General features: G+C 42.2%; 25 protein-coding genes and 1 tRNA gene. 22 read left to right on the top strand and 4 right to left on the bottom strand.

The window, feature by feature from the left end; genetic code table 11:
• Positions 1–12 precede the first annotated feature (12 nt).
• The 18 genes from I2H52_RS04940 (at position 13) to I2H52_RS04855 (ending at position 15,921) form a co-directional block, all read left to right on the top strand.
• Positions 13–1,050, top strand: a complete 1,038-nt coding sequence (locus I2H52_RS04940) for a M42 family metallopeptidase (protein WP_045617517.1) — start codon at positions 13–15, stop codon at positions 1,048–1,050.
• A gap of 1 nt (position 1,051) precedes the next feature.
• Positions 1,052–1,513, top strand: coding sequence for an HIT family protein (locus tag I2H52_RS04935; protein WP_045617515.1), 462 nt, complete (start codon positions 1,052–1,054; stop codon positions 1,511–1,513).
• A 15-nt stretch (positions 1,514–1,528) separates the two neighbouring features.
• Entirely contained in the window at positions 1,529–2,245 is a 717-nt protein-coding gene (gene ldcB / locus I2H52_RS04930; protein WP_045617514.1) for an LD-carboxypeptidase LdcB/DacB, read from the top strand.
• 122 nt (positions 2,246–2,367) lie between these two features.
• Positions 2,368–2,793, top strand: a complete 426-nt coding sequence (gene rplK, locus I2H52_RS04925) for a 50S ribosomal protein L11 (protein ID WP_045617512.1) — start codon at positions 2,368–2,370, stop codon at positions 2,791–2,793.
• Between the two features lie 207 nt (positions 2,794–3,000).
• Positions 3,001–3,690: a 50S ribosomal protein L1 gene (gene rplA, locus I2H52_RS04920; RefSeq protein ID WP_001085676.1), complete on the top strand. Its 690-nt coding sequence runs from the start codon at positions 3,001–3,003 to the stop codon at positions 3,688–3,690.
• Between the two features lie 174 nt (positions 3,691–3,864).
• Positions 3,865–4,377 (top strand): adenine phosphoribosyltransferase, encoded by a 513-nt coding sequence (locus I2H52_RS04915; RefSeq protein WP_001049315.1) that lies wholly within the window; start codon positions 3,865–3,867, stop codon positions 4,375–4,377.
• Between the two features lie 186 nt (positions 4,378–4,563).
• The gene (metA, locus tag I2H52_RS04910) at positions 4,564–5,508 is read left to right on the top strand and encodes a homoserine O-acetyltransferase MetA (RefSeq protein ID WP_045617510.1); all 945 of its coding nucleotides are present in this window, start codon (positions 4,564–4,566) and stop codon (positions 5,506–5,508) included.
• Positions 5,509–5,516: 8 nt separating this feature from the next.
• On the top strand, positions 5,517–6,194 hold the full coding sequence (locus tag I2H52_RS04905; protein ID WP_195594519.1) for a DnaD domain-containing protein: 678 nt from the start codon (positions 5,517–5,519) through the stop codon (positions 6,192–6,194).
• Positions 6,195–6,290: 96 nt separating this feature from the next.
• Positions 6,291–7,049 carry a triose-phosphate isomerase gene (gene tpiA / locus I2H52_RS04900; protein ID WP_195594516.1) on the top strand — a complete coding sequence of 253 codons (759 nt, stop codon included), beginning with the start codon at positions 6,291–6,293 and terminating at the stop codon, positions 7,047–7,049.
• A 179-nt stretch (positions 7,050–7,228) separates the two neighbouring features.
• The gene (locus I2H52_RS04895; protein WP_195594515.1) at positions 7,229–8,965 is read left to right on the top strand and encodes an ABC transporter ATP-binding protein; all 1,737 of its coding nucleotides are present in this window, start codon (positions 7,229–7,231) and stop codon (positions 8,963–8,965) included.
• An 8-nt stretch (positions 8,966–8,973) separates the two neighbouring features.
• Positions 8,974–10,755, top strand: coding sequence for an ABC transporter ATP-binding protein (locus I2H52_RS04890; RefSeq protein ID WP_195594512.1), 1,782 nt, complete (start codon positions 8,974–8,976; stop codon positions 10,753–10,755).
• 149 nt (positions 10,756–10,904) lie between these two features.
• The gene (locus I2H52_RS04885; RefSeq protein WP_084872675.1) at positions 10,905–11,423 is read left to right on the top strand and encodes a Dps family protein; all 519 of its coding nucleotides are present in this window, start codon (positions 10,905–10,907) and stop codon (positions 11,421–11,423) included.
• A gap of 210 nt (positions 11,424–11,633) precedes the next feature.
• Entirely contained in the window at positions 11,634–11,972 is a 339-nt protein-coding gene (locus tag I2H52_RS04880) for a zinc ribbon domain-containing protein YjdM (RefSeq protein ID WP_001061600.1), read from the top strand.
• Positions 11,973–11,974: 2 nt separating this feature from the next.
• The gene (locus I2H52_RS04875) at positions 11,975–12,598 is read left to right on the top strand and encodes a Pr6Pr family membrane protein (protein WP_045617503.1); all 624 of its coding nucleotides are present in this window, start codon (positions 11,975–11,977) and stop codon (positions 12,596–12,598) included.
• 120 nt (positions 12,599–12,718) lie between these two features.
• A complete protein-coding gene (locus I2H52_RS04870) occupies positions 12,719–13,870 on the top strand; it encodes an MFS transporter (protein ID WP_045617502.1) in 1,152 nt (383 codons plus the stop codon).
• Between the two features lie 99 nt (positions 13,871–13,969).
• Complete coding sequence (gene truA / locus I2H52_RS04865; RefSeq protein ID WP_045617986.1) at positions 13,970–14,719, top strand: tRNA pseudouridine(38-40) synthase TruA; 750 nt, start codon at positions 13,970–13,972, stop codon at positions 14,717–14,719.
• Entirely contained in the window at positions 14,709–15,482 is a 774-nt protein-coding gene (locus I2H52_RS04860) for a bifunctional hydroxymethylpyrimidine kinase/phosphomethylpyrimidine kinase (RefSeq protein WP_045617501.1), read from the top strand. The genes truA and I2H52_RS04860 overlap by 11 nt, the downstream gene beginning before the upstream one ends.
• Positions 15,460–15,921, top strand: a complete 462-nt coding sequence (locus I2H52_RS04855; RefSeq protein WP_045617500.1) for an ECF transporter S component — start codon at positions 15,460–15,462, stop codon at positions 15,919–15,921. Before I2H52_RS04860 ends, I2H52_RS04855 begins: the two co-directional genes overlap by 23 nt.
• A 208-nt stretch (positions 15,922–16,129) precedes the next feature.
• Here the strand turns inward: I2H52_RS04855 and I2H52_RS04850 are convergent, their stop codons facing one another.
• The 4 genes from I2H52_RS04850 to I2H52_RS04835 form a co-directional block, all read right to left on the bottom strand.
• Positions 16,130–17,212, bottom strand: a complete 1,083-nt coding sequence (locus tag I2H52_RS04850; protein WP_195594509.1) for a M24 family metallopeptidase — start codon at positions 17,210–17,212, stop codon at positions 16,130–16,132.
• A gap of 127 nt (positions 17,213–17,339) precedes the next feature.
• Positions 17,340–18,122 carry a lipid II isoglutaminyl synthase subunit GatD gene (gene gatD / locus I2H52_RS04845; RefSeq protein ID WP_057488621.1) on the bottom strand — a complete coding sequence of 261 codons (783 nt, stop codon included), beginning with the start codon at positions 18,120–18,122 and terminating at the stop codon, positions 17,340–17,342.
• Positions 18,122–19,465: a lipid II isoglutaminyl synthase subunit MurT gene (murT, locus tag I2H52_RS04840; RefSeq protein ID WP_045617496.1), complete on the bottom strand. Its 1,344-nt coding sequence runs from the start codon at positions 19,463–19,465 to the stop codon at positions 18,122–18,124. The genes gatD and murT overlap by 1 nt, the downstream gene beginning before the upstream one ends.
• Positions 19,466–19,564: 99 nt before the next feature.
• Positions 19,565–20,881, bottom strand: a complete 1,317-nt coding sequence (locus I2H52_RS04835) for an FAD-containing oxidoreductase (protein WP_045617495.1) — start codon at positions 20,879–20,881, stop codon at positions 19,565–19,567.
• A 315-nt stretch (positions 20,882–21,196) separates the two neighbouring features.
• On the opposite strand from I2H52_RS04835, the gene I2H52_RS04830 reads away from it, so the two are divergent.
• From I2H52_RS04830 to I2H52_RS04815, 4 genes are all read left to right on the top strand, one after another.
• Complete coding sequence (locus I2H52_RS04830; RefSeq protein WP_045617494.1) at positions 21,197–22,753, top strand: DEAD/DEAH box helicase; 1,557 nt, start codon at positions 21,197–21,199, stop codon at positions 22,751–22,753.
• 282 nt (positions 22,754–23,035) lie between these two features.
• Positions 23,036–23,824: a GTP-sensing pleiotropic transcriptional regulator CodY gene (gene codY, locus I2H52_RS04825; RefSeq protein ID WP_000940727.1), complete on the top strand. Its 789-nt coding sequence runs from the start codon at positions 23,036–23,038 to the stop codon at positions 23,822–23,824.
• Positions 23,824–24,399, top strand: a complete 576-nt coding sequence (locus I2H52_RS04820; protein ID WP_045617493.1) for a cysteine hydrolase family protein — start codon at positions 23,824–23,826, stop codon at positions 24,397–24,399. The genes codY and I2H52_RS04820 overlap by 1 nt, the downstream gene beginning before the upstream one ends.
• Before the next feature lie 80 nt (positions 24,400–24,479).
• Positions 24,480–24,565 (top strand) — tRNA-Leu (locus tag I2H52_RS04815).
• Positions 24,566–24,637: the final 72 nt, after the last annotated feature.

Here is a 24,637-nt window from a genome sequence, read left to right as displayed (position 1 = left end):
AGAGGTGAAGAAATGAATCATACTATAAACTATATCAAAGAACTAACCGCAATTGCATCTCCAACAGGCTTTACTCGTGAGATCTCAGACTATCTAGTTCATACTTTAGAGAAACTTGGTTACCAGCCTGTTCGTACAGCTAAGGGCGGTGTCAATGTGACCATTAAAGGTCAAAATGATGAACAACACCGCTATGTGACTGCCCACGTGGATACGCTGGGTGCTATTGTCCGTGCTGTCAAACCGGATGGTCGTCTCAAATTGGATCGTATCGGTGGTTTCCCTTGGAACATGATTGAAGGGGAGAACTGTACCGTTCATGTGGCTAGCACAGGTCAAACGGTATCTGGGACCATCCTCATCCATCAAACTTCTTGCCATGTCTACAAGGATGCAGGAACTGCAGAACGCACACAGGACAATATGGAAGTGCGTTTGGATGCAAAAGTAAGTAATGAAAAAGAAACCCGCGCCTTGGGCATCGAGGTTGGCGACTTTATCAGTTTTGACCCGCGAACTGTCGTGACAGAGACTGGTTTTATCAAGTCACGTCACTTGGATGACAAAGTCAGCGCAGCGATTTTGCTCAATCTTCTTCGTGTTTATAAGGAAGAGGGGCTTGAATTACCAGTAACAACTCATTTTGCTTTTTCAGTCTTCGAAGAGGTGGGCCACGGTGCTAACTCTAATATTCCAACTCAAGTGGTGGAATATCTAGCTGTCGATATGGGGGCAATGGGAGATGACCAGCAGACGGATGAGTACACAGTATCTATCTGTGTCAAGGACGCTTCAGGTCCCTATCACTATGACTTTCGTCAACACTTGGTAGCTTTGGCAAAGGAGCAAGATATTCCATTTAAGCTCGACATCTATCCATTTTACGGTTCGGATGCTTCGGCAGCTATGTCAGCAGGAGCCGAGGTCAAACATGCCCTCCTTGGAGCTGGTATTGAATCCAGTCACTCTTACGAACGAACACACATTGATTCGGTCATGGCGACTGAACGTATGGTAGACGCCTATCTCAAGAGTGCATTGGTAGACTAATATGTGCTTGATTTGTCAAAGAATTGAATGGATCAAGGCAGGGGAAAATCCCTACTTTGTAAAAGAACTAGAAACAGGCTATGTTGTTATTGGAGACCATCAATACTTTAAGGGCTATACCTTATTTCTAGCAAAGGAGCATGTCACAGAACTCCACCATATGGAGACTTCTGTAAAACTTCGTTTTCTAGAGGAAATGAGTTTGGTCCAAGAAGCTGTTGCCAAAGCGTTTAAAGCTGAAAAGATGAACATCGAACTGCTAGGAAATGGAGATGCCCACGCCCACTGGCACCTCTTTCCAAGACGATCAGGTGATATGAGGGGTCATGGATTGAATGGTCGTGGTCCAGTCTGGTGGGTGCCCTGGGAAGAAATGGCGGCAGAAGATTGCCAAGTGCAATCCCGTGAGTTGGAACAAATGATTAAAGCCTTATCCGATGAATTAGAGAAGCACTTGGCCTAAGAGAGGAAGAAAAAAATGAAAAAAAGATATATCGTTTTATCCGGTTTGCTAGCAGTAACCCTAGCAGCATGTTCTCAAGAACAACCTAAAAATGAAGAAAATACTCAAAAAACGGAACAAACTAGCCAATCTGAAGGAACTGTAGGAAGCAAATCTCAAGCTTCTAGTCAGAAGAAGGCAGAAGTTGTCAATAAGGGAGATCACTATAGTATACAAGGAAAATACGATGAAATCGTCGTAGCTAATAAGCACTATCCTTTGTCAAAAGACTATAATCCAGGAGAAAATCCAACAGCTAAAGCAGAGTTGCTGAAACTCATTGCAGCAATGCAAGCAGCTGGCTACCCAATCAGCGATCATTACAGTGGTTTTAGAAGTTATGAAACTCAAACCAAACTTTATCAAGACTATGTGAATCAAGACGGTAAGGAAGCAGCAGATCGCTACTCAGCTCGCCCTGGATACAGTGAACACCAAACAGGTCTTGCTTTTGATTTGATTGGGACTAATGGAGAATTGGTAACAGAAGAAAAAGCAGCTCAGTGGCTCTTGGATCATGCGGCTGACTATGGCTTTGTTGTTCGCTATCTCAAAGGCAAGGAAAAAGAGACTGGCTATATGGCGGAAGAATGGCATCTTCGCTACGTCGGAAAAGAGGCCAAAGAAATTGCTGCAAGTGGCCTTAGTTTGGAAGAATACTATGGCTTTGAAGGCGGAGATTACGTCGATTAAAAAAGAAATTTTTCTCTTGCATTTTTAGATAAATAGTGTATAATAGATGGGTATGTGTAAAGCATACTTGTGGGAGGTAAAAATCTTACATTACCGCCAAAACCACAAAGGAGGATTTAAAAATGGCTAAAAAAGTCGAAAAACTTGTAAAATTGCAAATCCCTGCTGGTAAAGCTACACCAGCTCCACCAGTTGGACCTGCTCTTGGTCAAGCTGGTATCAACATCATGGGATTCACAAAAGAGTTCAACGCTCGTACAGCTGACCAAGCTGGTATGATCATTCCAGTTGTTATCTCAGTATACGAAGACAAATCATTTACTTTCGTTACAAAAACACCACCAGCTGCTGTTCTTTTGAAAAAAGCTGCAGGTGTTGAAAAAGGATCAGGTACACCTAACAAAACTAAAGTTGCTACAGTTACTCGTGCACAAGTACAAGAAATTGCAGGAACTAAGATGCCAGATTTGAACGCAGCAAACATTGAGTCTGCAATGCGTATGATCGAAGGTACTGCTCGTTCTATGGGATTCACTGTTGTTGACTAATCAATAACACAGTAGAAAATCTCACAGCAGTCTATTAGTTGCTTTTCATACTAGGCAAGTGACTGAGGCTTGTACTTAGGTACAGCAAAGGAACTGAACGAAGTAGGAAAAGGAAAATAATAGACTGAAAACCCGCAAGACTTCATCATTTCGAGGAGTGACGTGGGAGATGAAAATCGATTGAACCACTTACAAGGAGAATAGAAAATGGCTAAAAAAAGCAAACAACTTCGTGCTGCTCTTGAGAAAATCGACAGCACAAAAGCATACAGTGTAGAAGAAGCTGTAGCACTTGCAAAAGAAACTAACTTTGCAAAATTTGACGCAACTGTAGAAGTTGCTTACAACTTGAACATCGACGTAAAAAAAGCTGACCAACAAATCCGTGGAGCAATGGTATTGCCAAACGGAACTGGTAAAACTTCACGCGTTCTTGTTTTCGCACGTGGTGCAAAAGCTGAAGAAGCAAAAGCTGCTGGTGCAGACTTTGTTGGTGAAGATGACCTTGTTGCGAAAATCAACGACGGTTGGTTGGACTTTGACGTAGTTATCGCTACACCTGACATGATGGCTCTTGTTGGACGTCTTGGACGTGTCCTTGGACCACGTAACTTGATGCCAAACCCTAAAACTGGTACTGTAACAATGGATGTTGCTAAAGCAGTTGAAGAGTCTAAAGGTGGTAAAATTACTTACCGTGCTGACCGTGCAGGTAACGTTCAAGCAATCATCGGTAAAGTATCATTTGAAGCTGAAAAATTGGTTGAAAACTTCAAAGCTTTCAACGAAACAATCCAAAAATCAAAACCAGCTACAGCTAAAGGAACTTACGTAACAAACTTGACAATCACAACTACTCAAGGTGTTGGTATCAAAGTTGACGTAAACTCACTTTAATTAGTAGTTTATAAAAGAGAAGACGAGTACGAAAGTGCTCGTTTTTTTTATGAGTATGACCTTTTAGAAAAATCAGTTCATTGATCAGGTTTGTAGCAATAGTGCTTTTCCTCTTCTTCTTTCACAGAAAATATGGTATAATAGAGAGTAAAAAACTTTGAAAGAAAGAAAAAGATGAATTTAAAAGATTATATCGCAACGATTGAAAATTATCCTAAGGAAGGCATTACCTTCCGTGATATCAGCCCTTTGATGGCAGATGGAAATGCTTATAGCTATGCTGTTCGTGAAATTGTTCAGTATGCAACAGACAAAAAAATTGACATGATCGTGGGCCCAGAGGCTCGTGGATTTATTGTCGGATGCCCAGTTGCTTTCGAGTTAGGAATTGGCTTTGCACCTGTTCGTAAACCAGGGAAATTGCCACGTGAAGTGATTTCTGCTGACTATGAGAAAGAATATGGTATTGATACCTTGACCATGCATGCTGATGCAATCAAGCCAGGCCAACGCGTTCTCATCGTAGATGATCTCTTAGCAACAGGCGGGACTGTCAAGGCAACAATTGAGATGATTGAAAGACTTGGTGGAATTGTAGCAGGCTGTGCTTTCTTGATTGAACTGGATGAGCTTAAGGGCCGAGAAAAAATCGGAGATTACGATTACAAGGTACTTATGCATTATTAATAAAAAACAGTCCTTGGAGCTGTTTTCTCTTCATCCGCTATATAAATTAACTATAGCTAGTTAGAGAAAAACTATAATTGAAAACTATATCTTCATACAGTATAATATAGGGAAGAAGTATTTGGAGGTTTTTGCTTTCAAACAGACAAGATCATTCTCGAAATAGAGAACTGTTAGGAGGGTATTATGCCGATTCGACTTGATAAAAAATTACCAGCTGTGGAGATTTTAAGGACAGAAAATATCTTTGTGATGGACGACCAACGGGCCGCTCATCAGGATATTCGCCCCTTGAAGATTTTGATTTTAAATCTCATGCCCCAAAAGATGGTGACAGAAACGCAACTCTTGCGGCATTTGGCGAATACACCGTTGCAATTAGATATTGATTTCTTATATATGGAAACGCATCATTCCAAGACAACCCGTGCCGAACATATGGAAACCTTCTATAAGACCTTTCCAGAGGTCAAGGATGACTTTTTTGATGGAATGATTATCACGGGAGCACCAGTGGAGCATTTGCCTTTTGCAGAGGTAGATTACTGGGAGGAATTCAAGCAGGTTATCGAATGGTCCAAGACGCATGTTTTTTCTACCCTGCATATCTGCTGGGGTGCTCAAGCAGGTCTTTATGCTCGCTATGGAATTGAAAAACACCAGATGAAGCAGAAACTGTCAGGCATTTACCCGCAGGATACCCTGAAAGAGGGCCATCTTCTCTTTCGTGGTTTTGATGATAGCTATGTGGCTCCCCATTCTCGTCATACAGAAATCTATAAGGAAGAGATACTAGGAAAAACCAATCTGGAAATCCTCTCTGAGGGAGAACAAGTCGGCGTTTCAATTTTAGCTAGTCGGGATCTGCGTGAGATTTATAGTTTTGGTCATTTAGAATATGACCGTGATACTCTAGCAAAAGAGTATTTTCGTGATTGTGAGTCAGGACTTAATCCTCACATTCCGGAAAATTACTTCAAAAATGATGATGTGAATGAGACACCGTGTCTCTGTTGGTCTTCATCAGCTGCCCTCTTTTTCAGTAACTGGGTTAACTATGCTGTCTATCAGGAAACTCCCTTTGACTGGAAAAAGGTAGAGGACGATGCGGCTTCATTTGGATATTTATAAGAGGAATTATGACATATTTTGACGCTTTTAAATCAGGGAACTTGGTTTTGCCAAGTGCCCTGCTCTTGCATTTTAAGGAACTCTTTCCTTCCAGCGAAGATTTTCTCGTCTGGCAATTTTTCTATCTACAAAACACCACAGCCTTAGGAGATGTTTCGCCTAGCCAGATTGCTGAAATTATTGGTAAAGAGGTAGCAGATGTCAACCAGTCTATTTCAAACTTAACTGAAAATGGTTTGCTGCAATATCAGACCATTGAACTAAATGGGGAAATTGAGCTTATTTTTGATGCTAGTTTGGCTTTTGAACGCTTGGATAGCTTGTTAGATACTCAAACTTCAGCTGCAACTGCCCCAAATCCGCAAAATCGATTGAAGGATCTGGTTGAGACTTTCCAGCAGGAATTGGGGCGCTTGTTAACACCATTTGAAATCGAAGATCTTTCTAAGACAGTCAAAGACGATGGAATCAAGGCGGATTTGATCAAGGAAGCTCTTCGAGAGGCCGTTCTAAATGGTAAACCAAACTGGAAATATATTCAGGCTATCCTTCGGAATTGGCGTCATGAAGGTATCCATTCTGTGGCCCAAGTGGAAGCTAAACGAGCTGAGAGAGAAGCAAACAATCCCAAACAAGTTCAGGCTTCGGCTGATTTCCTCGATGCCATGAATTTGTGGCAAGATTAGTCGCTTGAAAAATCTTGAAAATTAGAGTAAGGTTTGCAAGCTCCTTATAAATATGATAGAATAATAGTGAATAAAATGAAAAAAGAGGTATGTGAAATGTCACGTAAACCATTTATCGCTGGTAACTGGAAAATGAACAAAAATCCAGAAGAAGCAAAAGCATTCGTTGAAGCCGTTGCATCAAAACTTCCTTCATCAGACCTTGTTGAAGCAGGTATCGCAGCTCCTGCAGTTGATTTGACATCTGTTCTTGCTGCTGCTAAAGGTTCAAACCTTAAAGTTGCTGCTCAAAACTGCTACTTTGAAAATGCAGGTGCGTTCACTGGTGAAACTAGCCCACAAGTTTTGAAAGAAATCGGTACAGACTACGTTGTGATCGGTCACTCAGAACGTCGTGACTACTTCCATGAAACTGACGAAGATATCAACAAAAAAGCAAAAGCAATTTTTGCAAACGGTATGCTTCCAATCATTTGTTGTGGTGAGTCACTTGAAACTTACGAAGCTGGTAAAGCAGCTGAATTCGTAGGTGCTCAAGTATCTGCTGCATTGGCTGGCTTGACAGCTGAACAAGTTGCTTCAACAGTTATCGCTTACGAGCCAATCTGGGCTATCGGTACTGGTAAATCAGCTTCACAAGACGACGCACAAAAAATGTGTAAAGTTGTTCGTGACGTTGTAGCTGCTGACTTCGGTCAAGAAGTTGCGGACAAAGTTCGTGTTCAATACGGTGGTTCAGTTAAACCTGAAAACGTTGCTTCATACATGGCTTGCCCAGATGTGGACGGAGCTCTTGTTGGTGGAGCATCACTTGAAGCTGAAAGCTTCTTGGCATTGCTTGATTTTGTAAAATAATCTAGCTTATTCCAGACAGACAGTCGAAAGTACTAGGTGACTTTGACTGCCTGTCTTGTTTTTACTTGGGGCATTCTTGTGAAAGAGGGATTTTTCTAGACTAGGAAAGTTCCTTAGGGAAAGAAAGGCGTGCAGATGCGCGCTCTTTTCTATATCAAAAAGTTATGAAAGGGGGAGTAATGCTCTATATTTGGTCTTATTTGAAAAAATATCCCAAGTGGTTATTCTTGGATTTCTTTGGAGCGGTTTTCTTTGTTATTGTCAATCTTGGACTGCCAACTGTTCTGGCTCGGATGATTGATGAAGGTGTGAATAAAGGGAATGAACAGCAATTGTATGTTTGGGCTGCAATTATGCTGGTGATTATCCTATGTGGAACCTTGGGGCGTATAGTCTTAGCCTACGCTGCTAGTAAGCTGACGACCAATATGGTCAAGGATATGAGGGATGATCTCTATGCCAAATTACAAGAGTATTCTCATCATGAATATGAAAAGATTGGAGTGTCTTCACTGGTTACTCGCATTACCAGTGATGCCTTTGTTCTCATGCAGTTTGCAGAACAGACCTTAAAACTGGGTGTCATCACCCCCATGATGATGCTGTCTAGTATCTTAATGATCTTCCTGACCAGTCCGTCATTAGCCTGGATAGTGGCCTTTGCAGTACCTTTCTTAGCCGTGGTGGTCATTTATGTAGCGGTCAAGACTCGACCATTATCAGAGAAACAGCAGGCTACCTTAGATAAGATAAACCAATATGCCAGGGAAAATCTGATGGGACTCCGTGTCATTCGTGCCTTTGCCCGTGAGGAGTTTCAAGAGGAACGCTTTGCAGGACAAAATGCAGTCTATGCAGCCAATTCCAATCGTCTGTTTAAACTAACCGGTTTGACGGAACCTTTGTTTGTTCAGATTATCATTGCTATGATAGTAGCTATTGTCTGGTTTGCTCTGGATCCTATCAAACAAGGGAACTTACAAATTGGGGACCTGGTTGCCTTTATCGAATATAGTTTCCACGCTCTCTTGTCCTTCCTTTTCCTATCCAATCTCTTCACCATGTATCCTCGTACAGCCGTTTCGAGTGAACGGTTGAAAGAAGTCATGGATATGCCGATTTCTATTGATCCCAATGAAGGAGGCGTTAGAGAGACAGCAACCCACGGTTATTTGGAATTTGAAAATGTCACCTTTGCCTATCCTGGTGAGACGGAAAATCCTGTTTTGCATAACATTTCGTTCAGCGCTAAACCGGGTGAAACCATTGCCTTTATCGGATCGACCGGATCGGGCAAGTCCTCTCTTGTGCAATTGATTCCACGTTTTTACGATGTCACACTTGGAAAAATCAAGGTTGATGGTGTCGATGTGAGAGATTACCGCCTCAAGTCTCTCCGTCAAAAGATTGGTTTTATCCCTCAGAAGGCCTTGCTTTTTACAGGAACTATCGCTGAAAATATCCGCTATGGGAAGGAAGATGCTAGTCATAAAGATCTACATCAGGCAGCGGACGTGGCGCAAGCCAAAGATTTTATCGAAAGCCGAGAAGAAGGCTTTGCGACCCATCTAGCTGAAGGTGGAAGCAATCTTTCTGGGGGACAGAAACAACGTCTCTCAATTGCCAGAGCGGTTATAAAGAATCCTGATATCTATATTTTTGACGATTCTTTCTCAGCCTTGGATTATCGTACGGATGCCATTTTGCGCCGTCGTCTCAAGGAAGTAACACAGAATGCAACGGTTTTAATTGTTGCTCAACGTGTCGGAACCATCATGGATGCGGACCAGATCATCGTTCTGGATAAGGGTGAAATCGTGGGTCGTGGTCGACATGAAGAATTGATGGAGACAAATGCCATCTATCGTGAGATTGCTGAGTCGCAGTTGAAAAATGCATCTCTAACAGAAGAATAGGAGGAAATATGAAAACACAATCTAGTTTGGCTCGTTTGTGGAGCTATTTGAAAGCCTACCGTTTTTCTGTCTTCTTTGCAGTCTTTCTAAAAATTTTGAGTGTGGTCATGAGTGTCTTGGAGCCTTTTGTCTTGGGGCTAGCCATTACGGAGTTGACAAAAAATTTCTTAGATATGGCTAATGGTCTTTCAGGCGCTCGTATCAATACTGGCTACATCGGAACTGTTTTAATCATTTACCTCTTTAGAGGTCTCTTGTATGAACTTGGTTCTTATTATTCTAACTATTTCATGACCAATGCGGTCCAGTCTATGACCCAGGATCTGCGAAATGAAATGACCGAGAAAATCAATCGTATCCCAGTATCTTTCTTTGACAAACACCAATTTGGTGATTTATTGGGGCGCTTTACCAGTGACGTTGAGACAGTGTCTAATGCTCTTCAACAGTCTTTTCTCCAAATTGTAAATGCCGTTTTGACGATTGTTCTCGTCATGGGAATGGTTTTATACTTGAACTTTCAACTGGCTATAGTGGTGATTCTATCCATTCCAGTGACCTATTTCGGTGCAAGAAGTATCCTGAAACGTTCTCAGCCTTATTTTAAAGAGCAGGCGGCTATTTTAGGACGGATGAATGGCTATGTGCAGGAAAATCTTACAGGTTTTAATGTCTTGAAACTCTACGGTCGTGAGGAAACTTCTCATAAAGAATTTTCTAAGATTACTGACGACCTCCAACGTGTTGGCTTTAAAGCCAGCTTTATCTCTGGGCTTATGATGCCAGCCCTTCATGCTGTATCGGACTTAACCTATCTGATCGTTGCAGTTCTTGGTGGTTTGCAAGTGATTGCGGGTCGTTTGACAGTGGGGAATATGCAGGCCTTTGTTCAGTACGTTTGGCAGATCAGCCAGCCTATTCAAAACATCACACAACTTGCGGGTCAAATGCAAAGTGCTAAGTCTTCGCTAGACCGCATCTTCGATATCTTGGATGAGACAGAGGAAGTCAAGGGAGAAGAACTCGAAATCCTTGAACCCTTAACAGGTCAGGTGACCTTCCAACTTGTTGACTTCCAGTATGTTGAAAACAAACCATTGATTCGAGACTTTAATCTGGAAGTTCAACCGGGAGAGATGGTGGCGATTGTCGGTCCTACTGGAGCTGGTAAGACGACCTTAATCAATCTGCTTATGCGCTTTTACGATGTCACAGCAGGCGCAATCTTGGTTGACGGGCAGGATATTCGCCAGTTGTCACGTCAAGACTATCGCCGTCAGTTTGGGATGGTCTTGCAGGATGCTTGGCTTTATGAAGGTACGATCAAAGAAAACCTACGTTTTGGAAATCTTGACGCCAGTGACGAGGAAATAATAGAAGCTGCCAAAGCAGCAAATGTAGACCACTTTATCCGAACTCTTCCTGGCGGTTACAACATGGAGATGAACCAAGAGTCAAGTAATATTTCCCTCGGGCAAAAACAACTCTTGACCATCGCGCGTGCTCTCCTAGCCAATCCTAAAATTCTCATTCTGGATGAAGCAACTTCCTCTGTTGATACCCGTTTGGAACTCTTGATTCAAAAAGCTATGAAACGCTTGATGAAGGGAAGAACTAGCTTTGTCATCGCCCACCGTCTCTCTACCATTCAAGAAGCAGACAAGATTCTCGTTCTTAAGGATGGACAGATTATTGAGCAGGGAAATCATGAAAGCTTGCTCCAAGCAAAAGGTTTTTATTATGACCTGTATCAAAGCCAATTTTCAAGTAAATCCGAGCAAGTCGGCTAATTAAAACTGTCCAGGCTATTCTTAAATTATCAGTCTATTACAACTTTTCTCAGATAGTACACTTTCCTTGCTATCGTTTTCTGGTAGTAGTATACTTATATTGTAACCACTAAGAAGATGGTTACAAAAAAATGAAAGAGGTAAGAAATATGGTTGAATTGAAAAAAGAAGCAGTAAAAGACGTTACAACATTATCTAAAACAGCGCCAGTAGCATTGGCAAAAACAAAGGAAGTATTGAACCAAGCAGTAGCGGACTTGTATGTGGCTCACATTGCCCTTCACCAAGTTCACTGGTATATGCGTGGTCGTGGTTTCCTCGTATGGCATCCAAAAATGGATGAATACATGGACAGCCTTGATGGCTATCTTGATGAAATCAGCGAACGTTTGATTACCCTTGGTGGCAAACCTTACTCAACTTTGACAGAATTCCTTCAACACAGTGAAATCGAAGAAGAAGAAGGAGAATTCCGTAACGTTGAAGAAAGCTTGGAACGTGTTCTAGCGATTTACCGCTACCTCATCGCTCTTTTCCAAAAAGCTTTGGATGTGACAGATGAAGAAGGCGATGATGTTACAAACGATATCTTTGTTGGTGCTAAGGCTGAACTTGAGAAAACAGTTTGGATGATTGCAGCAGAACTTGGACAAGCTCCTGGTTTGTAAGATATAGTTGCTACCCCTTTTATCATGAGGCGCTTGATAAGTGCCCATGACCAATCATCTTTTAAAAGTCATGTAACTGTAAAAAGTTGCATGACTTTTTTGTCTGCTAGACTTAGGACACATTGTCAAAAGTAGGATTTTACGGTATAATAGTTGCTGTTCGAGAAATTTTGATTTTCAAAGAATAGTGAAATGTTATAAGGAGAACCTATGAACAATTTACCAAATTGCCCAAAATGTAATTCAGAATATGTCTACGAGGACGGAAGTCTCTTGGTCTGCCCAGAGTGCGCCTATGAATGGAACCCTGCAGAAGTTGCAGAAGTAGAAGAAGGTGTTGTTGCTATCGATGCCAACGGAAATAAATTAGCCGACGGCGATACTGTAACCCTAATCAAGGACTTGAAAGTAAAAGGTGCGCCAAAGGATTTGAAACAAGGAACTCGTGTTAAAAATATCCGTATCGTAGAAGGTGACCACAACATCGACTGTAAGATTGATGGTTTTGGAGCTATGAAACTCAAGTCAGAATTTGTTAAGAAAATCTAGCCATGAAACTGAACTACAAATTTATCTTTTATAGTCGTGTTCTCTTGTTCTTAGCGGCATTTACAGGGGTTTATTTAGAGATCACCAAGCATGGTGGTTTTGGTATGCTCCTTTACTACACAGTGTTGTCCAATCTTCTGGTAACGATTTTCACTGGCTATCTGCTCCGTGTGATGAGCCGTTCAGGTGAAAATTGGCAAAGTCCGACCTTGCTTCGTTTCAAGGGTGGCGTTACCATGAGTATCATGATTACCTGTGTGATTTACCATTTTATGCTTGCTCCGATTGCGACAGACTTTTACCGTGTGGAAAATTTCCTTTGCCACTATATCGTTCCACTCTGGTTTTTAGCCGACACCCTCTTCTTTGATAAACAGGGCCGATACAAGATCTGGGATCCAGTCTTGTGGACCATCTTGCCCTTGGTTTATATGATTTTTGCCTTGTTTAACGGCCTGGTCTTAAAACTCAATATTCCGAATTCCAAGGACAATCCCTTCCCTTATTTCTTTTTAAATGTGAACAAGGGTTGGGACGTGGTTATCAAATGGTGTTTGATCATTTTTGCGGCGTATATGGTTGCAGGCTTCATCTTCTATCTGATCAAGCAAATCAAGCGAAAATAGTCTTCCTATGAGGAAAGTTAGGACGGAGTCTCTAGTTCAATTGGGCTCCTTCTTTTCTTGCCATCTTCCTTTTAAAAGGATCAACAGTGAGAAATATAGAAATATATAGAAAGAAAATCCATGAAACAATATCTAGAACGGGCTAGTATTTTGGCCCTCTCCCTCGTTTTGATTACCTCCTTTTCCATCTCAAGTGCTCTGCCAGCCATGTTTGACTATTATCAGGGCTACCCCAAAGAACAAATCGAGCTCCTGGTCAGTCTCCCTTCTTTTGGGATCATGATTATGCTGGTTTTAAATGGGTTTTTGGAGCGATTGTTTCCTGAGCGACTTCAGATTAGTCTAGGACTTCTCATTCTCTCTATCGGTGGAACAGCCCCTTTCTGGTATCAGGAGTACAACTTTGTCTTTGCGATGCGGATTTTATTTGGCTTGGGTGTTGGAATGATCAATGCCAAGGCCATTTCCATCATCAGCGAACGCTATCATGGAAAGACACGGATCCAGATGTTGGGTCTTCGCGGATCAGCAGAAGTTGTCGGGGCATCGATTTTGACTCTAGTGGTAGGTCAACTCTTATCCTTGGGATGGACAGTGACCTTCTTGGCCTACAGTGCGGGATTTTTAGTATTGATTCTTTATCTGCTCTTCGTCCCTTATGGGAAAGAAAAGAAAGAAACAAAGAAAAAAGAGGCCGAAACGACTCGTTTGACAGGACAGATGAAAGGCCTAATTTTTCTATTGGCTGTCGAAGCAGCAGTTGTTGTCTGTACCAACACAGCTATCACCATTCGTATTCCTAGTCTGATGGTGGAAAGAGGTCTAGGGGATGCCCAGTTATCGAGTTTGGTTTTAAGTATCATGCAGTTGATTGGTATCTTGGCAGGTGTGAGTTTTTCTTTCTTTATCTCTCTGTTTAAAGAAAGGTTGCTCCTTTGGTCAGGTATCACCTTTGGATTGGGGCAGATTGTGATTGCCTTGTCTCCGTCATTGGGTGTGATGGTAGTTGGAAGTGTTGTGGCAGGTTTTTCTTACAGTGTGGCCTTGACCACTGTCTTTCAGCTTCTTTCTGAAAGAATCCCAGCCAAGCTCCTTAATCAGGCAACATCTTTTGCAGTGCTAGGATGCAGCTTTGGAGCCTTTACGACACCTTTCATTCTTGGGGCAATCGGTCTGGTCACTCAAAACGGTATGTTGGTCTTCACCATTCTGGGATGCTGGTTGATTGTCACTTCTATCTTTGTTATGTACGCACTTCAAAAGAGAGCTTAGGATTGGTTTCCTAAGTTTTTCTTTTTGGGAATTTTGTACCCAGACAATTATTGGTTTTTAAACTTGTTTACACTTTTATTTCCTGATAAAATAGAAGTTATGACAAGATATAAAGCAATCATTTCCTATGACGGGTATGCATTTGCTGGTTTTCAGCGCCAGCCTCATGCGCGGAGCGTTCAAGAGGAAATCGAAAAAACCTTAACGAGACTCAATAAGGGGCATGCCATCACTGTTCACGGTGCTGGTCGGACGGATAGTGGGGTTCATGCTTTGGGACAGGTGATTCATTTTGACTTGCCCTATCAGATGGATGAGGAAAAACTCCGTTTTGCTCTGGATACCCAGTCTCCTGAAGATATCGATGTGATTTCAATTGAGCTTGTGGCGGATGATTTTCATTGCCGTTATGCAAAACACAGCAAGACCTATGAGTTTATAGTAGATAGGGGGCGTCCCAAAAATCCTATGCGTCGTCACTACGCTACTCACTTTCCCTATCCGCTCGAGGTGGAGCGGATGCAGATGGCAATCAAAAAGCTAGAGGGAACTCATGATTTTACCGGGTTTACAGCATCTGGAACCAGTGTAGAGGACAAGGTTCGAACCATTACAGAAGCCAGTCTTAGTGTTGATGAGACAGGGCAGTTTTTGACCTTTACCTTTTCAGGAAATGGATTCTTGTATAAGCAGATTCGCAATATGGTGGGGACGCTGCTCAAAATCGGAAATAATCGAATGCCAGTTGAGCAGATTGACTTGATCTTAGAAAAAAAAGATAGACAGCTAGCAGGTCCAACGGCTGCACCGAATGGCTTGTATTTAAAGGAGATTCGTTATGAAGAATAATCGTATTTTAGCCCTTTCTGGGAATGATATTTTTAGTGGTGGTGGTTTGTCAGCTGATTTGGCTACCTATACCTTGAACGGCTTGCATGGCTTTGTAGCAGTGACTTGTTTGACGGCCTTGACTGAAAAGGGCTTTGAAGTCTTTCCAACTGACGATGCCATTTTTCAACATGAATTGGATAGCTTGCGTGATGTGGAATTTGCAGGGATTAAGATTGGTCTTCTCCCTACTGTCAGTGTGGCTGAGAAAGCCTTGAACTTTATCAAGCAACGTCCAGGAGTGCCTGTGGTATTGGATCCCGTCTTGGTCTGCAAGGAAACGCACGATGTGGCTGTCAGTGAACTCTGTAAAGAGTTGATTCTCTTTTTCCCTCATGTCAGTGTGATTACGCCAAATCTTCCTGAAGCAGAATTGTTGGCGGGTCAGGAAATCAAAACTTTGGAAGATATGAAAGCTGCAGCGCAGAAATTGCATGATTTAGGAGCGCCAGCAGTCATTATCAAGGGAGGCAATCGCCTTAGTCAGGACAAGGCTGTGGATGTCTTTTATGATGGACAAAATTTTACAGTTCTAGAAAATCCTGTCATTCAAGGTCAAAATGCTGGTGCAGGTTGTACCTTTGCCTCAAGCATCGCCGGTCACTTGGTTAAAGGTGATGAACTTTTACCAGCAGTAGAAAGTTCTAAAGCTTTCGTTTACCGTGCTATTGCACAAGCAGATCAATATGGAGTAAGACAATATGAAGCAAACCAAAACAACTAAAATCGCCCTTGTATCCCTATTAACCGCCCTTTCTGTGGTTCTAGGCTATTTCTTAAAGATTCCAACACCAACAGGAATTCTAACTCTTTTAGATGCGGGTGTCTTCTTTGCGGCCTTTTACTTTGGTAGTCGTGAAGGAGCGGTAGTCGGAGGACTGGCAGGTTTCTTGATTGACCTCTTATCAGGTTATCCTCAGTGGATGTTCTTTAGCTTGGTCAACCATGGCTTGCAAGGATTTTTCGCAGGATTTAAAGGAAAAACTCAGTGTCTAGGCCTTATCTTAGCAACGATTGTTATGGTGGGGGGTTACGCCTTGGGTTCAACTTTGATGAATGGATGGGCAGCAGCCCTACCAGAAATCCTACCAAACTTCCTGCAAAATATCGTGGGAATGGTTGTAGGGTTTGTGCTTAGTCAAAGTATTAAGAAAATTAAGTAAAGCGGCTGGAGAAAAGTTTTAAAAATCAGAAAAACGCATAATATCAGGTGTTGAAAAACCTTGATACTATGCGTTTTATTGTGGGAAGATTTTATACTCTTCGAAAATCAAATTCAAACTGCGTCAACGTCGCCTTTCCGTACTTAAGTACAGCCTGCGGCTAGTTTCCTAGTTTGCTCTTTGATTTTCATTGAGTATTAGATGAATATTAATCAAAATAAAGCAAGTCTTTGCTGGTGCTTGTAAAGAGGTCAAAGCCATCCTTGGTAACAACACCGCAGTCTTCAATACGAACGCCGACTTTACCAGGGATATAGATGCCTGGTTCAACAGAGAAGCACATGCCTTCTTCGATGACCATGTCATTTCCTTCCATGATAGATGGGAATTCGTGGACATCCATACCGATACCGTGACCGAGACGGTGGTTGAAGTACTCACCGTAACCAGCTTTTTCGATGACTTCACGGGCAGTGCGGTCTACTTCATGAGCAGTCACACCAGGTTTGATAAAGTCAAGAGCAGCTTGTTGGGCTTCAAGGGTCAAGTTGTAAATATCTTTCTTGAATTGGTCTGGTTTGCCGACAGCGACTGTACGAGTCATATCTGATGCGTATCCATTGACCATAACACCCAGGTCAAAGAGGAGAAGGGCGTCTTTTTCGACCTTGTTTGCACCAGGAATTCCGTGTGGATTTGCAGCATTGTCACCAGTCAAGACCATGGTATCAAAACTCATTTCATAGCCTTCACGTTTTAAGGCGAAGTCGATTTGTGCGATGATATCTGTCTCTGTTTTATCAAGAGAGATATTATCAAAACCAACTTTTACAGCTTTATCAGCATAGAGCCCTGCAACCATCATTTTTTGCATTTCATCAGCTGATTTGATGAGGCGCATGCGTTGGATGAGAGGAGTGAGATTTTCAAACTCAGCAGTTTCAAAAACTGTTTTCAAGCCATGGTATTTTGTCAAGATGAGATTGTCAAACTCAACAGCGACACGTTTGAAGTCGTGCTGTGGCAAGGCATTTTTGATTTTTTGCCATGGATTTTCAGAATCCACATAGCCCACTACTGGGAAAGAAACAGTGCTGCTTGCACGCTCCACTTCAAGGGCTGGGACAAAAAGGAGAGGTTCCCGGTCCGCTAGGACAAAGAGGAACATTTGGCGTTCATGGGGATCACTGTAAAAACCAGTGAGGTAATTAATAGTGACGGGGTCAGATACGACAGCGACGTCTAGTTTTTCTGATTCAAGATATGTTACGATTTGTTGTAATTTAGACATATGCTACCTTCTTTCTACCTCTCTATTTTGGCAAAAAAAGAGAGAAAATGCAAGAGAGAAGGGTAAAAGAACAGGCAAAAAGAACTCCGACAAGATAGTGGAGTTCTTTTATCTAATTTTCCTTAGTTTAAGAAAAGTCAGCCTTGCTTTTCACGTCGCTGTATTCTTCAGCGATTTCTTGACTGAGAATATCCTCATAGGCAGGGAGTTGGATGTCCTGACCGTATTTTTTCTTGAGAGCAGTAGTGACTAAGCGATAAGCTAGATTGGCATTACGAGAGAGGATAGGCCCGTGGAAGTAAGAACCAAAGACATTCTTATAATGAACCCCTTCGCCGACCTTTTCTTCGTTATTTCCATTTCCATAGACTACCTGTCCCAGTGGTTTTTGGTCATCTGAGAGGAAGGTACGGCCCTGATGATTTTCAAATCCATAGTAGGTTTCATCGAATTCGTCATTGTGAATCTTGATGTCGCCGATAAAGCGGTTATTGGTCTGGTTGAGGGTGTAGTGACCCATGACCCCTAGACCTTGGATGCGCTTGCCTGAGGCTTCAACATAATATTGCCCCAATAGTTGGAAACCACCGCAGATAGCCAGAACTACACCGTCGTTTTGGATGTAGTTGTCAATGCTCTCTTTTTTAGCAGGTAGGTCTCCTGCGATGATACTTTGTTCAAAGTCTTGACCGCCACCGAAAAAGGCGATATCGTAGTGATTTTCGTCAAAGTCATCATGGAGAGAAACGATGTCAACCGTTACATGAGCCCCCAGCTTTTCAGCCACATACTTGAGCATAAGGATGTTTCCATTGTCTCCATAGGTATTCATGAGGTTCCCATAGAGGTGGGCGATGTTGAGCTGATAAGGGTAGTTGCCAGCTTTTGAGGAAAGTGAAGTATAAACCATTAGTTCATCTCCTTTCTAACAATCTGACGACTAGCCAGCAGCTCGCGGAATTCCAGCATAGCCGTATAGGTCGCAAGGATATAAGCATGCTTGCAGTTTTGGGCTTCAATCGTGTTAAGAACTTGTTCCAGACTACTTGTTTCAGTGATTTTATCAGCTGGGTATCCTGTCACCCGTAGACGACGCGCGATTTCAGAATGACGAACACCACCAGCGTTGATTTCAGGGATATCCATGTCAGTGATTTGTTCAAAGTCAGCATCCCAGATCCAGCTAGTGTCAATCCCATCAGCATAGTTAGCATTGAGGAGGACAGATAGGCTAAATGGATAAGGTGCTAGTTTAATCATCTCGATAGCTTGGGTCGCGCCAACAGGATTTTTAATCAAGATAAGGGTGCATTCCTTGTCACCGATATGGAAGGTTTCCTGACGACCAAAGACAGCACGGCTCTTGTCAAATCCTTGCTTGATCCGTTGCGAATCTGCACCGAGGAAACGGGCAATAGCGACCGCAGCAAGGGCATTGTAGATATTATAGAGTCCACCGATTTGGATGCCGTATTCTTGTCCGTCAATAATAAAGCGGGAGCGATTGTTGGTCAACTCAACCAAGTCTGTCAGACGGTAGTCCAAGTCAGGACGTTTGCAACCACAATTTTCACAGATATAGGCCCCCAAGTTAGCATAGGTATTGTGCTCATATTTGAGGATACCTTGACAGTCAGGGCAGAGAATACCTTCGGTATTGTAGTGAGCCAGTTGGGCTGGCCCTTTTTCCAAGTCAAAACCAAAATACTCTACAGGATTTGGAATAGCTGGCTTGTAGAAAAGCGGACTGTCACCATTGAGGAGAACAGTAGCCGTAGGCACCTTACGAATGGCATCCAAAATCATGTTATAAGTCGTGTAAATCTCACCATAGCGGTCCATCTGGTCACGGAAGATATTAGTGATGACAAAAAGGCTAGGATGGATATAGTCACAGATACGAGATAGACTGGCCTCGTCAATTTCTAGAACAGCAATGTTTTTCCCAGTTTTAGAGGATTTGGCCGTCAAGAAGGTTGTCGTAATCCCTGTGATCATGTTGGCGCCACTAGGATTGGTCAGAACCTGACCATAGACCTCTTTTAAAATGCCGACAGTGAGGGCAGTTGTTAAGGTTTTTCCATTGGTTCCAGTGACCACGACAATCTCGTAGTTCTTAGCTAGGTTTTGTAAAATATCTTTATCAAATTGAAGGGCAAGTTTTCCTGGGAGCGTACTTCCACGGCCAAGACGGCTCAAAATGAAGTGAGAAGAACGCCCAGCTAGGAGGCCCAAAGTAGTTTTTAATTTCATGTTTCTATTATATCATAAAAGAGGGAAAAGACAGATTTGAGATTTCGCAGAAACAAAAACAGCCCGATGAGGGCTGTTGGTTAACAAATCAGTCTCAACTTAGATCGCAAACAAGTCATTCAAGTTCTCAGCCAAGGTTGGGTGAGTGAAGATCTGTTTTGTGAAGTAAGTGTAAGGAATCTTGTTGTCCATGGCAACAGTGATGATGTTGATGATTTCTTGAGAACCTTCTGAGAAGATAGTTGCACCAATAATTTCTTTTGTTTCAGTATTGACAACAGCTTTGAAGGCTCCGCGAAGGTCTCCATTTACGTGACCACGGGGCATAGTAGCAACAGGGATTTCCTTAACAGCGTAAGGGAGTTTCAAATCAGCTGCTTGGCTTTCCGTCAAGCCAACTTGAGAAAGAGCTGGTGTGATGAACATGGTGTTTGGTACATTGAGACGGTCTTCAAGTGTGTAGCTGCCATCTCCAGCAAGGTAGCTGTAGACAACACGGAAGTCATCAAGTGAAATGTAGGTGAATTGAAGTCCACCATTGACGTCTCCAACTGCAAAGACACCAGGAACGTTTGTTTGGCAGTGTTTGTCGACCTTGATAGCACCACGCTCCGTTAGTTCAATATCTGTATTTTCAAGTTGAAGTGGTTCTACATTCGGTTTACGTCCAGTTGCGTAGAGAAGGGCATCGAAACGGTAAGTTTCCTTTTCAGTTACGACGAGGACTTGATCACCGTCGTTTTTGATTTCAGTAGTATGGATGTTTTGAAGCAATTCAATACCGTCTTCTTCCATGTATTGTTTAGCAAGAGCTGCGATGGAAGGTTCTGCACGAGGAAGGAATGTATCCAAGGCATCTAGGACTGTGACCTTGCTACCAAGTTTGTTGTAGAGTCCTGCAAATTCAAGACCGATATTTCCACCACCAAGGACTCCAAGTTTTTCTGGTAATTTGTCCAAGTTTTGGATACCTGTTGAGTCAAAGACATTCTTACTTGTAGCAAGTCCTGGAATTGGCAAGACGTTTGAAACAGCACCAGCGTTGATGACGATTGTTTCAGCAGTCAGTTCTTGTTTTTCATCACCTGCTTGAATTTCGATCACCTTATTTGACACGAAATGTGCCTCTGCATCAATGACATCAACGCCATTATCGGCCAACATTTTATAATTCTTAGCGTTAAGACGACCAGTCACCGCACCACGCTCTTTCATGGTATTGTCAAATGACCAGCCCTTTTCAGCCGCTACAATCATAGTCTTGGTTGGGATACAAGCAATATTAATGCAAGTACCACCATACATCGCTTTACTGCGCTCGATGACAGCAACTTTTTTTCCAGCCGCATTCATCTTAGCAGCCAAAGTCTTACCGGCTTTACCAAATCCAATGACAATTAAATCGTATGTTAACATTTTTAAATCCTCCTATTTGATTTAATTCTAACACAAGAAAAAAACTTTTGCACAATTCCGCTACGGAGAAACGAATCATATAAGGCTGTATTTATATTTGTGGAAAATCGTTTACATGATTTTCCTTAAAGATTCTACTATCTTTTACCCCGTTCTTGTGTTATACTAGATAGGTTGCAAAGAAACTCGTATTTTTCTTTCGTGGAAAAGAAGCAACACGGTATCTCGTTTTTTAAGAAGATACATCATGAAAAGAAAAGTATACACTAAAGCCTTATAGGGTGGCTTCGCACCACCTTTAGAAAGAAGAAAAACGTGAAATTTAATGAATTTAACTTGTCTGCTGAATTGCTAGCAGAGATTGAAAAAGCTGGATTTGTAGAAGCAAGTCCTATCCAAGAACAGACTATTCCCTTGGCTCTCGAAGGCAAGGATGTCATTGGTCAAGCTCAGACTGGTACAGGGAAAACCGCAGCCTTTGGCTTGCCAACCCTTGAAAAAATCCGTACAGAAGAAGCAACTATCCAAGCCTTGGTCATCGCTCCAACTCGTGAACTCGCTGTTCAAAGTCAAGAAGAACTCTTCCGCTTTGGTCGTAGCAAGGGAGTCAAAGTTCGCTCAGTTTACGGTGGTTCAAGCATTGAAAAACAAATCAAAGCCCTTAAATCGGGTGCCCATATCGTGGTGGGAACTCCAGGACGTCTGTTAGACTTGATCAAACGCAAGGCCTTGAAATTGCACGATATTGAAACCCTCATCCTTGATGAAGCGGACGAAATGCTCAACATGGGCTTCCTAGAAGACATCGAAGCTATTATCTCTCGTGTCCCTGACAGTCGTCAAACCTTGCTCTTCTCAGCAACCATGCCAGACGCTATCAAACGTATTGGCGTTCAGTTTATGAAAGAGCCTGAGCATGTCAAGATTGCTGCCAAGGAATTGACAACAGAGCTGGTTGATCAGTATTATATCCGTGTTAAGGAACAAGAAAAATTTGATACCATGACACGTCTTATGGATGTGGAACAACCAGAACTTGCTATCGTATTTGGTCGTACCAAACGCCGTGTAGATGAATTGACTCGTGGACTGAAAATTCGTGGCTTCCGTGCAGAAGGAATTCATGGTGATTTGGACCAAAATAAACGCCTTCGTGTCCTTCGTGATTTTAAAAATGGCAATCTTGATGTTCTAGTTGCGACAGACGTGGCAGCACGTGGTTTGGATATCTCAGGTGTGACCCATGTCTACAACTACGATATTCCACAAGATCCTGAAAGTTATGTTCACCGTATCGGTCGTACAGGTCGTGCTGGTAAGTCAGGTCAGTCTATTACTTTCGTAGCTCCAAACGAAATGGGCTACCTTCAAATCATCGAAAACTTGACTAAGAAACGCATGAAAGGCTTGAAACCAGCGACAGCAGAAGAAGCCTTCCAAGCTAAGAAACAAGTAGCTCTCAAGAAAATCGAACGTGATTTTGCGGATGAAACTATTCGTGGGAACTTTGAGAAATTTGCTAAAGATGCTCGTAAGTTAGCTGCCGAATTTAGTCCAGAAGAATTGGCTATGTATATCTTGAGTCTGACAGTCCAAGATCCAGATAGTCTTCCTGAAGTGGAGATTGCGCGTGAAAAGCCACTGCCGTTCAAACCGTCAGGAAATGGACGTTCTGGAGGTAATCGTGGACGCGACAATCGTCGAGGGGATAACCGTCGTGGTGGTCGCCGTGATGACTTCAAGAAAGGCAACCGCGGGAACGATCGTTTTGATAAAGATAGACGCTATCGTAATAAAGACAATAAAAAACCTCACAACACTTCAAGCGAAAAGAAAACCGGCTTTGTTATTCGTAACAAAGGAGACAAATAGAAAAAAAGCGATTCACAGTGTGAATCGCTTTTATATATAAGGAGACCGATAGTAAAAGAAGATGGTGATAGTAAAGGATAGGTGAAACGGAAAGGGATTTATCATGTCATCTTCTTATAATGTTATAATATCAAAAATAAAATAGGATGTCAATAAAAAAATCGCTTTTTTCTAAAATATTTTTGCTGTTCAAAATTGCAATTAAATAAGCAATTTTCAGATAATAATTGAAAATTCACGCTCTTTATGTTATAATGGTAGCGATTAAATGCGAGGTAAAAAATGGCACACTTATTAGAAAAAACAAGAAAAATTACTTCTATTTTGAAACGCTCAGAGGAGCAACTTCAAGATGAACTTCCTTACAATGCGATTACACGCCAGTTGGCAGATATTATTGATTGTAACGCTTGTATTGTGAATAGCAAGGGACGCCTTTTAGGCTACTTCATGCGTTATAAAACGAATACAGATCGTGTAGAGCAGTTTTTTCAAACTAAGATTTTTCCAGATGATTATATTCAAGGTGCAAACATGATCTATGATACGGAAGCCAACCTTCCTGTTGAACATGATTTGACCATTTTCCCTGTAGAGAGCCGTGCAGATTTTCCAGATGGTTTGACGACCATTGCTCCGATTCATGTATCAGGGATTCGCCTAGGTTCGTTGATCATTTGGCGCAATGATAAGAAATTTGAAGATGAAGATTTGATTCTTGTTGAGATTGCGAGCACGGTGGTAGGGATTCAACTGCTGAACTTCCAACGTGAAGAGGATGAGAAAAATATTCGCCGTCGTACTGCTGTTACCATGGCGGTTAATACCCTTTCCTATTCAGAACTTCGTGCCGTATCAGCTATTTTAGCTGAGTTGGATGGAAATGAAGGGCAGCTGACTGCATCAGTTATTGCAGATCGTATTGGAATCACGCGTTCTGTGATTGTCAATGCGCTTCGTAAACTGGAGTCAGCAGGAATTATTGAGAGCCGTTCACTCGGAATGAAGGGGACTTATCTCAAAGTTCTAATTGGTGATATTTTTGAGGAAGTGAAAAAGAGGGACTACTAATGGCAAAGGCTTTAATCTCAATTGACTATACAGAGGATTTCGTAGCAGACCATGGAAAGCTGACTGCAGGGGCACCTGCTCAAGCCATATCAGAGGCAATCAATCGAGTGACCAGATTGGCTTTTGAACGTGGGGACTATGTCTTTTTCACCATTGATGCCCATGAAGAGAAGGATACATTCCACCCAGAAAGCAAGCTCTTTCCACCGCATAACATCATCGGAACTAGTGGGCGTAACCTTTATGGCCCTCTAGCTGATTTTTATGCTGAGCATGAGGCGGATAGTCGCGTCTTTTGGATGGACAAACGTCACTATTCAGCATTTTCAGGAACGGACTTAGATATCCGTTTGCGGGAACGTCGTGTAGATACAGTCATCCTAACTGGAGTCCTGACTGACATTTGTGTTCTTCATACGGCTATTGATGCCTATAATTTAGGTTATCAAATCGAGATTGTCAAGCCTGCAGTTGCCTCTATTTGGCCAGAAAATCATCAGTTTGCTCTTGGTCATTTTAAGAACACTCTGGGAGCCAAATTGCTAGATGAAAATCTGTCTGAAATGAAAGAATGATTCCCTTGGAAAAATGAAAAAAATCTGAAAAAAGTGTTGACAAAGATTTTGAAAGTTGATATACTAGTAAAGTAATCGACGCGGGGATGGCGGAATTGGCAGACGCGCAGGACTAAGGATCCTGTGACCGCTTTAGGTCGTGAGGGTTCAAGTCCCTCTCTCCGCATAGGGTAAGAGTTAGCTTTGGCTAGCTCTTTTTGTTTTTACAAAGAAGACTAGAGGCTACGTTTCGTATATC

This window comes from Streptococcus oralis (genome assembly GCF_015561235.1).
Taxonomy (GTDB): domain Bacteria; phylum Bacillota; class Bacilli; order Lactobacillales; family Streptococcaceae; genus Streptococcus; species Streptococcus oralis_BK.
This window is presented reverse-complemented; position numbering and strand designations above follow the sequence as displayed.

Coding starts and splice junctions, on each gene's coding strand:
- I2H52_RS04940 (WP_045617517.1), top strand. CDS start 13: ATGAATCATACTATAAACTATATCAAAGAACTAACCGCAATTGCATCT.
- I2H52_RS04935 (WP_045617515.1), top strand. CDS start 1,052: ATGTGCTTGATTTGTCAAAGAATTGAATGGATCAAGGCAGGGGAAAAT.
- ldcB (WP_045617514.1), top strand. CDS start 1,529: ATGAAAAAAAGATATATCGTTTTATCCGGTTTGCTAGCAGTAACCCTA.
- rplK (WP_045617512.1), top strand. CDS start 2,368: ATGGCTAAAAAAGTCGAAAAACTTGTAAAATTGCAAATCCCTGCTGGT.
- rplA (WP_001085676.1), top strand. CDS start 3,001: ATGGCTAAAAAAAGCAAACAACTTCGTGCTGCTCTTGAGAAAATCGAC.
- I2H52_RS04915 (WP_001049315.1), top strand. CDS start 3,865: ATGAATTTAAAAGATTATATCGCAACGATTGAAAATTATCCTAAGGAA.
- metA (WP_045617510.1), top strand. CDS start 4,564: ATGCCGATTCGACTTGATAAAAAATTACCAGCTGTGGAGATTTTAAGG.
- I2H52_RS04905 (WP_195594519.1), top strand. CDS start 5,517: ATGACATATTTTGACGCTTTTAAATCAGGGAACTTGGTTTTGCCAAGT.
- tpiA (WP_195594516.1), top strand. CDS start 6,291: ATGTCACGTAAACCATTTATCGCTGGTAACTGGAAAATGAACAAAAAT.
- I2H52_RS04895 (WP_195594515.1), top strand. CDS start 7,229: ATGCTCTATATTTGGTCTTATTTGAAAAAATATCCCAAGTGGTTATTC.
- I2H52_RS04890 (WP_195594512.1), top strand. CDS start 8,974: ATGAAAACACAATCTAGTTTGGCTCGTTTGTGGAGCTATTTGAAAGCC.
- I2H52_RS04885 (WP_084872675.1), top strand. CDS start 10,905: ATGGTTGAATTGAAAAAAGAAGCAGTAAAAGACGTTACAACATTATCT.
- I2H52_RS04880 (WP_001061600.1), top strand. CDS start 11,634: ATGAACAATTTACCAAATTGCCCAAAATGTAATTCAGAATATGTCTAC.
- I2H52_RS04875 (WP_045617503.1), top strand. CDS start 11,975: ATGAAACTGAACTACAAATTTATCTTTTATAGTCGTGTTCTCTTGTTC.
- I2H52_RS04870 (WP_045617502.1), top strand. CDS start 12,719: ATGAAACAATATCTAGAACGGGCTAGTATTTTGGCCCTCTCCCTCGTT.
- truA (WP_045617986.1), top strand. CDS start 13,970: ATGACAAGATATAAAGCAATCATTTCCTATGACGGGTATGCATTTGCT.
- I2H52_RS04860 (WP_045617501.1), top strand. CDS start 14,709: ATGAAGAATAATCGTATTTTAGCCCTTTCTGGGAATGATATTTTTAGT.
- I2H52_RS04855 (WP_045617500.1), top strand. CDS start 15,460: ATGAAGCAAACCAAAACAACTAAAATCGCCCTTGTATCCCTATTAACC.
- I2H52_RS04850 (WP_195594509.1), bottom strand. CDS start 17,212: ATGTCTAAATTACAACAAATCGTAACATATCTTGAATCAGAAAAACTA.
- gatD (WP_057488621.1), bottom strand. CDS start 18,122: ATGGTTTATACTTCACTTTCCTCAAAAGCTGGCAACTACCCTTATCAG.
- murT (WP_045617496.1), bottom strand. CDS start 19,465: ATGAAATTAAAAACTACTTTGGGCCTCCTAGCTGGGCGTTCTTCTCAC.
- I2H52_RS04835 (WP_045617495.1), bottom strand. CDS start 20,881: ATGTTAACATACGATTTAATTGTCATTGGATTTGGTAAAGCCGGTAAG.
- codY (WP_000940727.1), top strand. CDS start 23,036: ATGGCACACTTATTAGAAAAAACAAGAAAAATTACTTCTATTTTGAAA.
- I2H52_RS04820 (WP_045617493.1), top strand. CDS start 23,824: ATGGCAAAGGCTTTAATCTCAATTGACTATACAGAGGATTTCGTAGCA.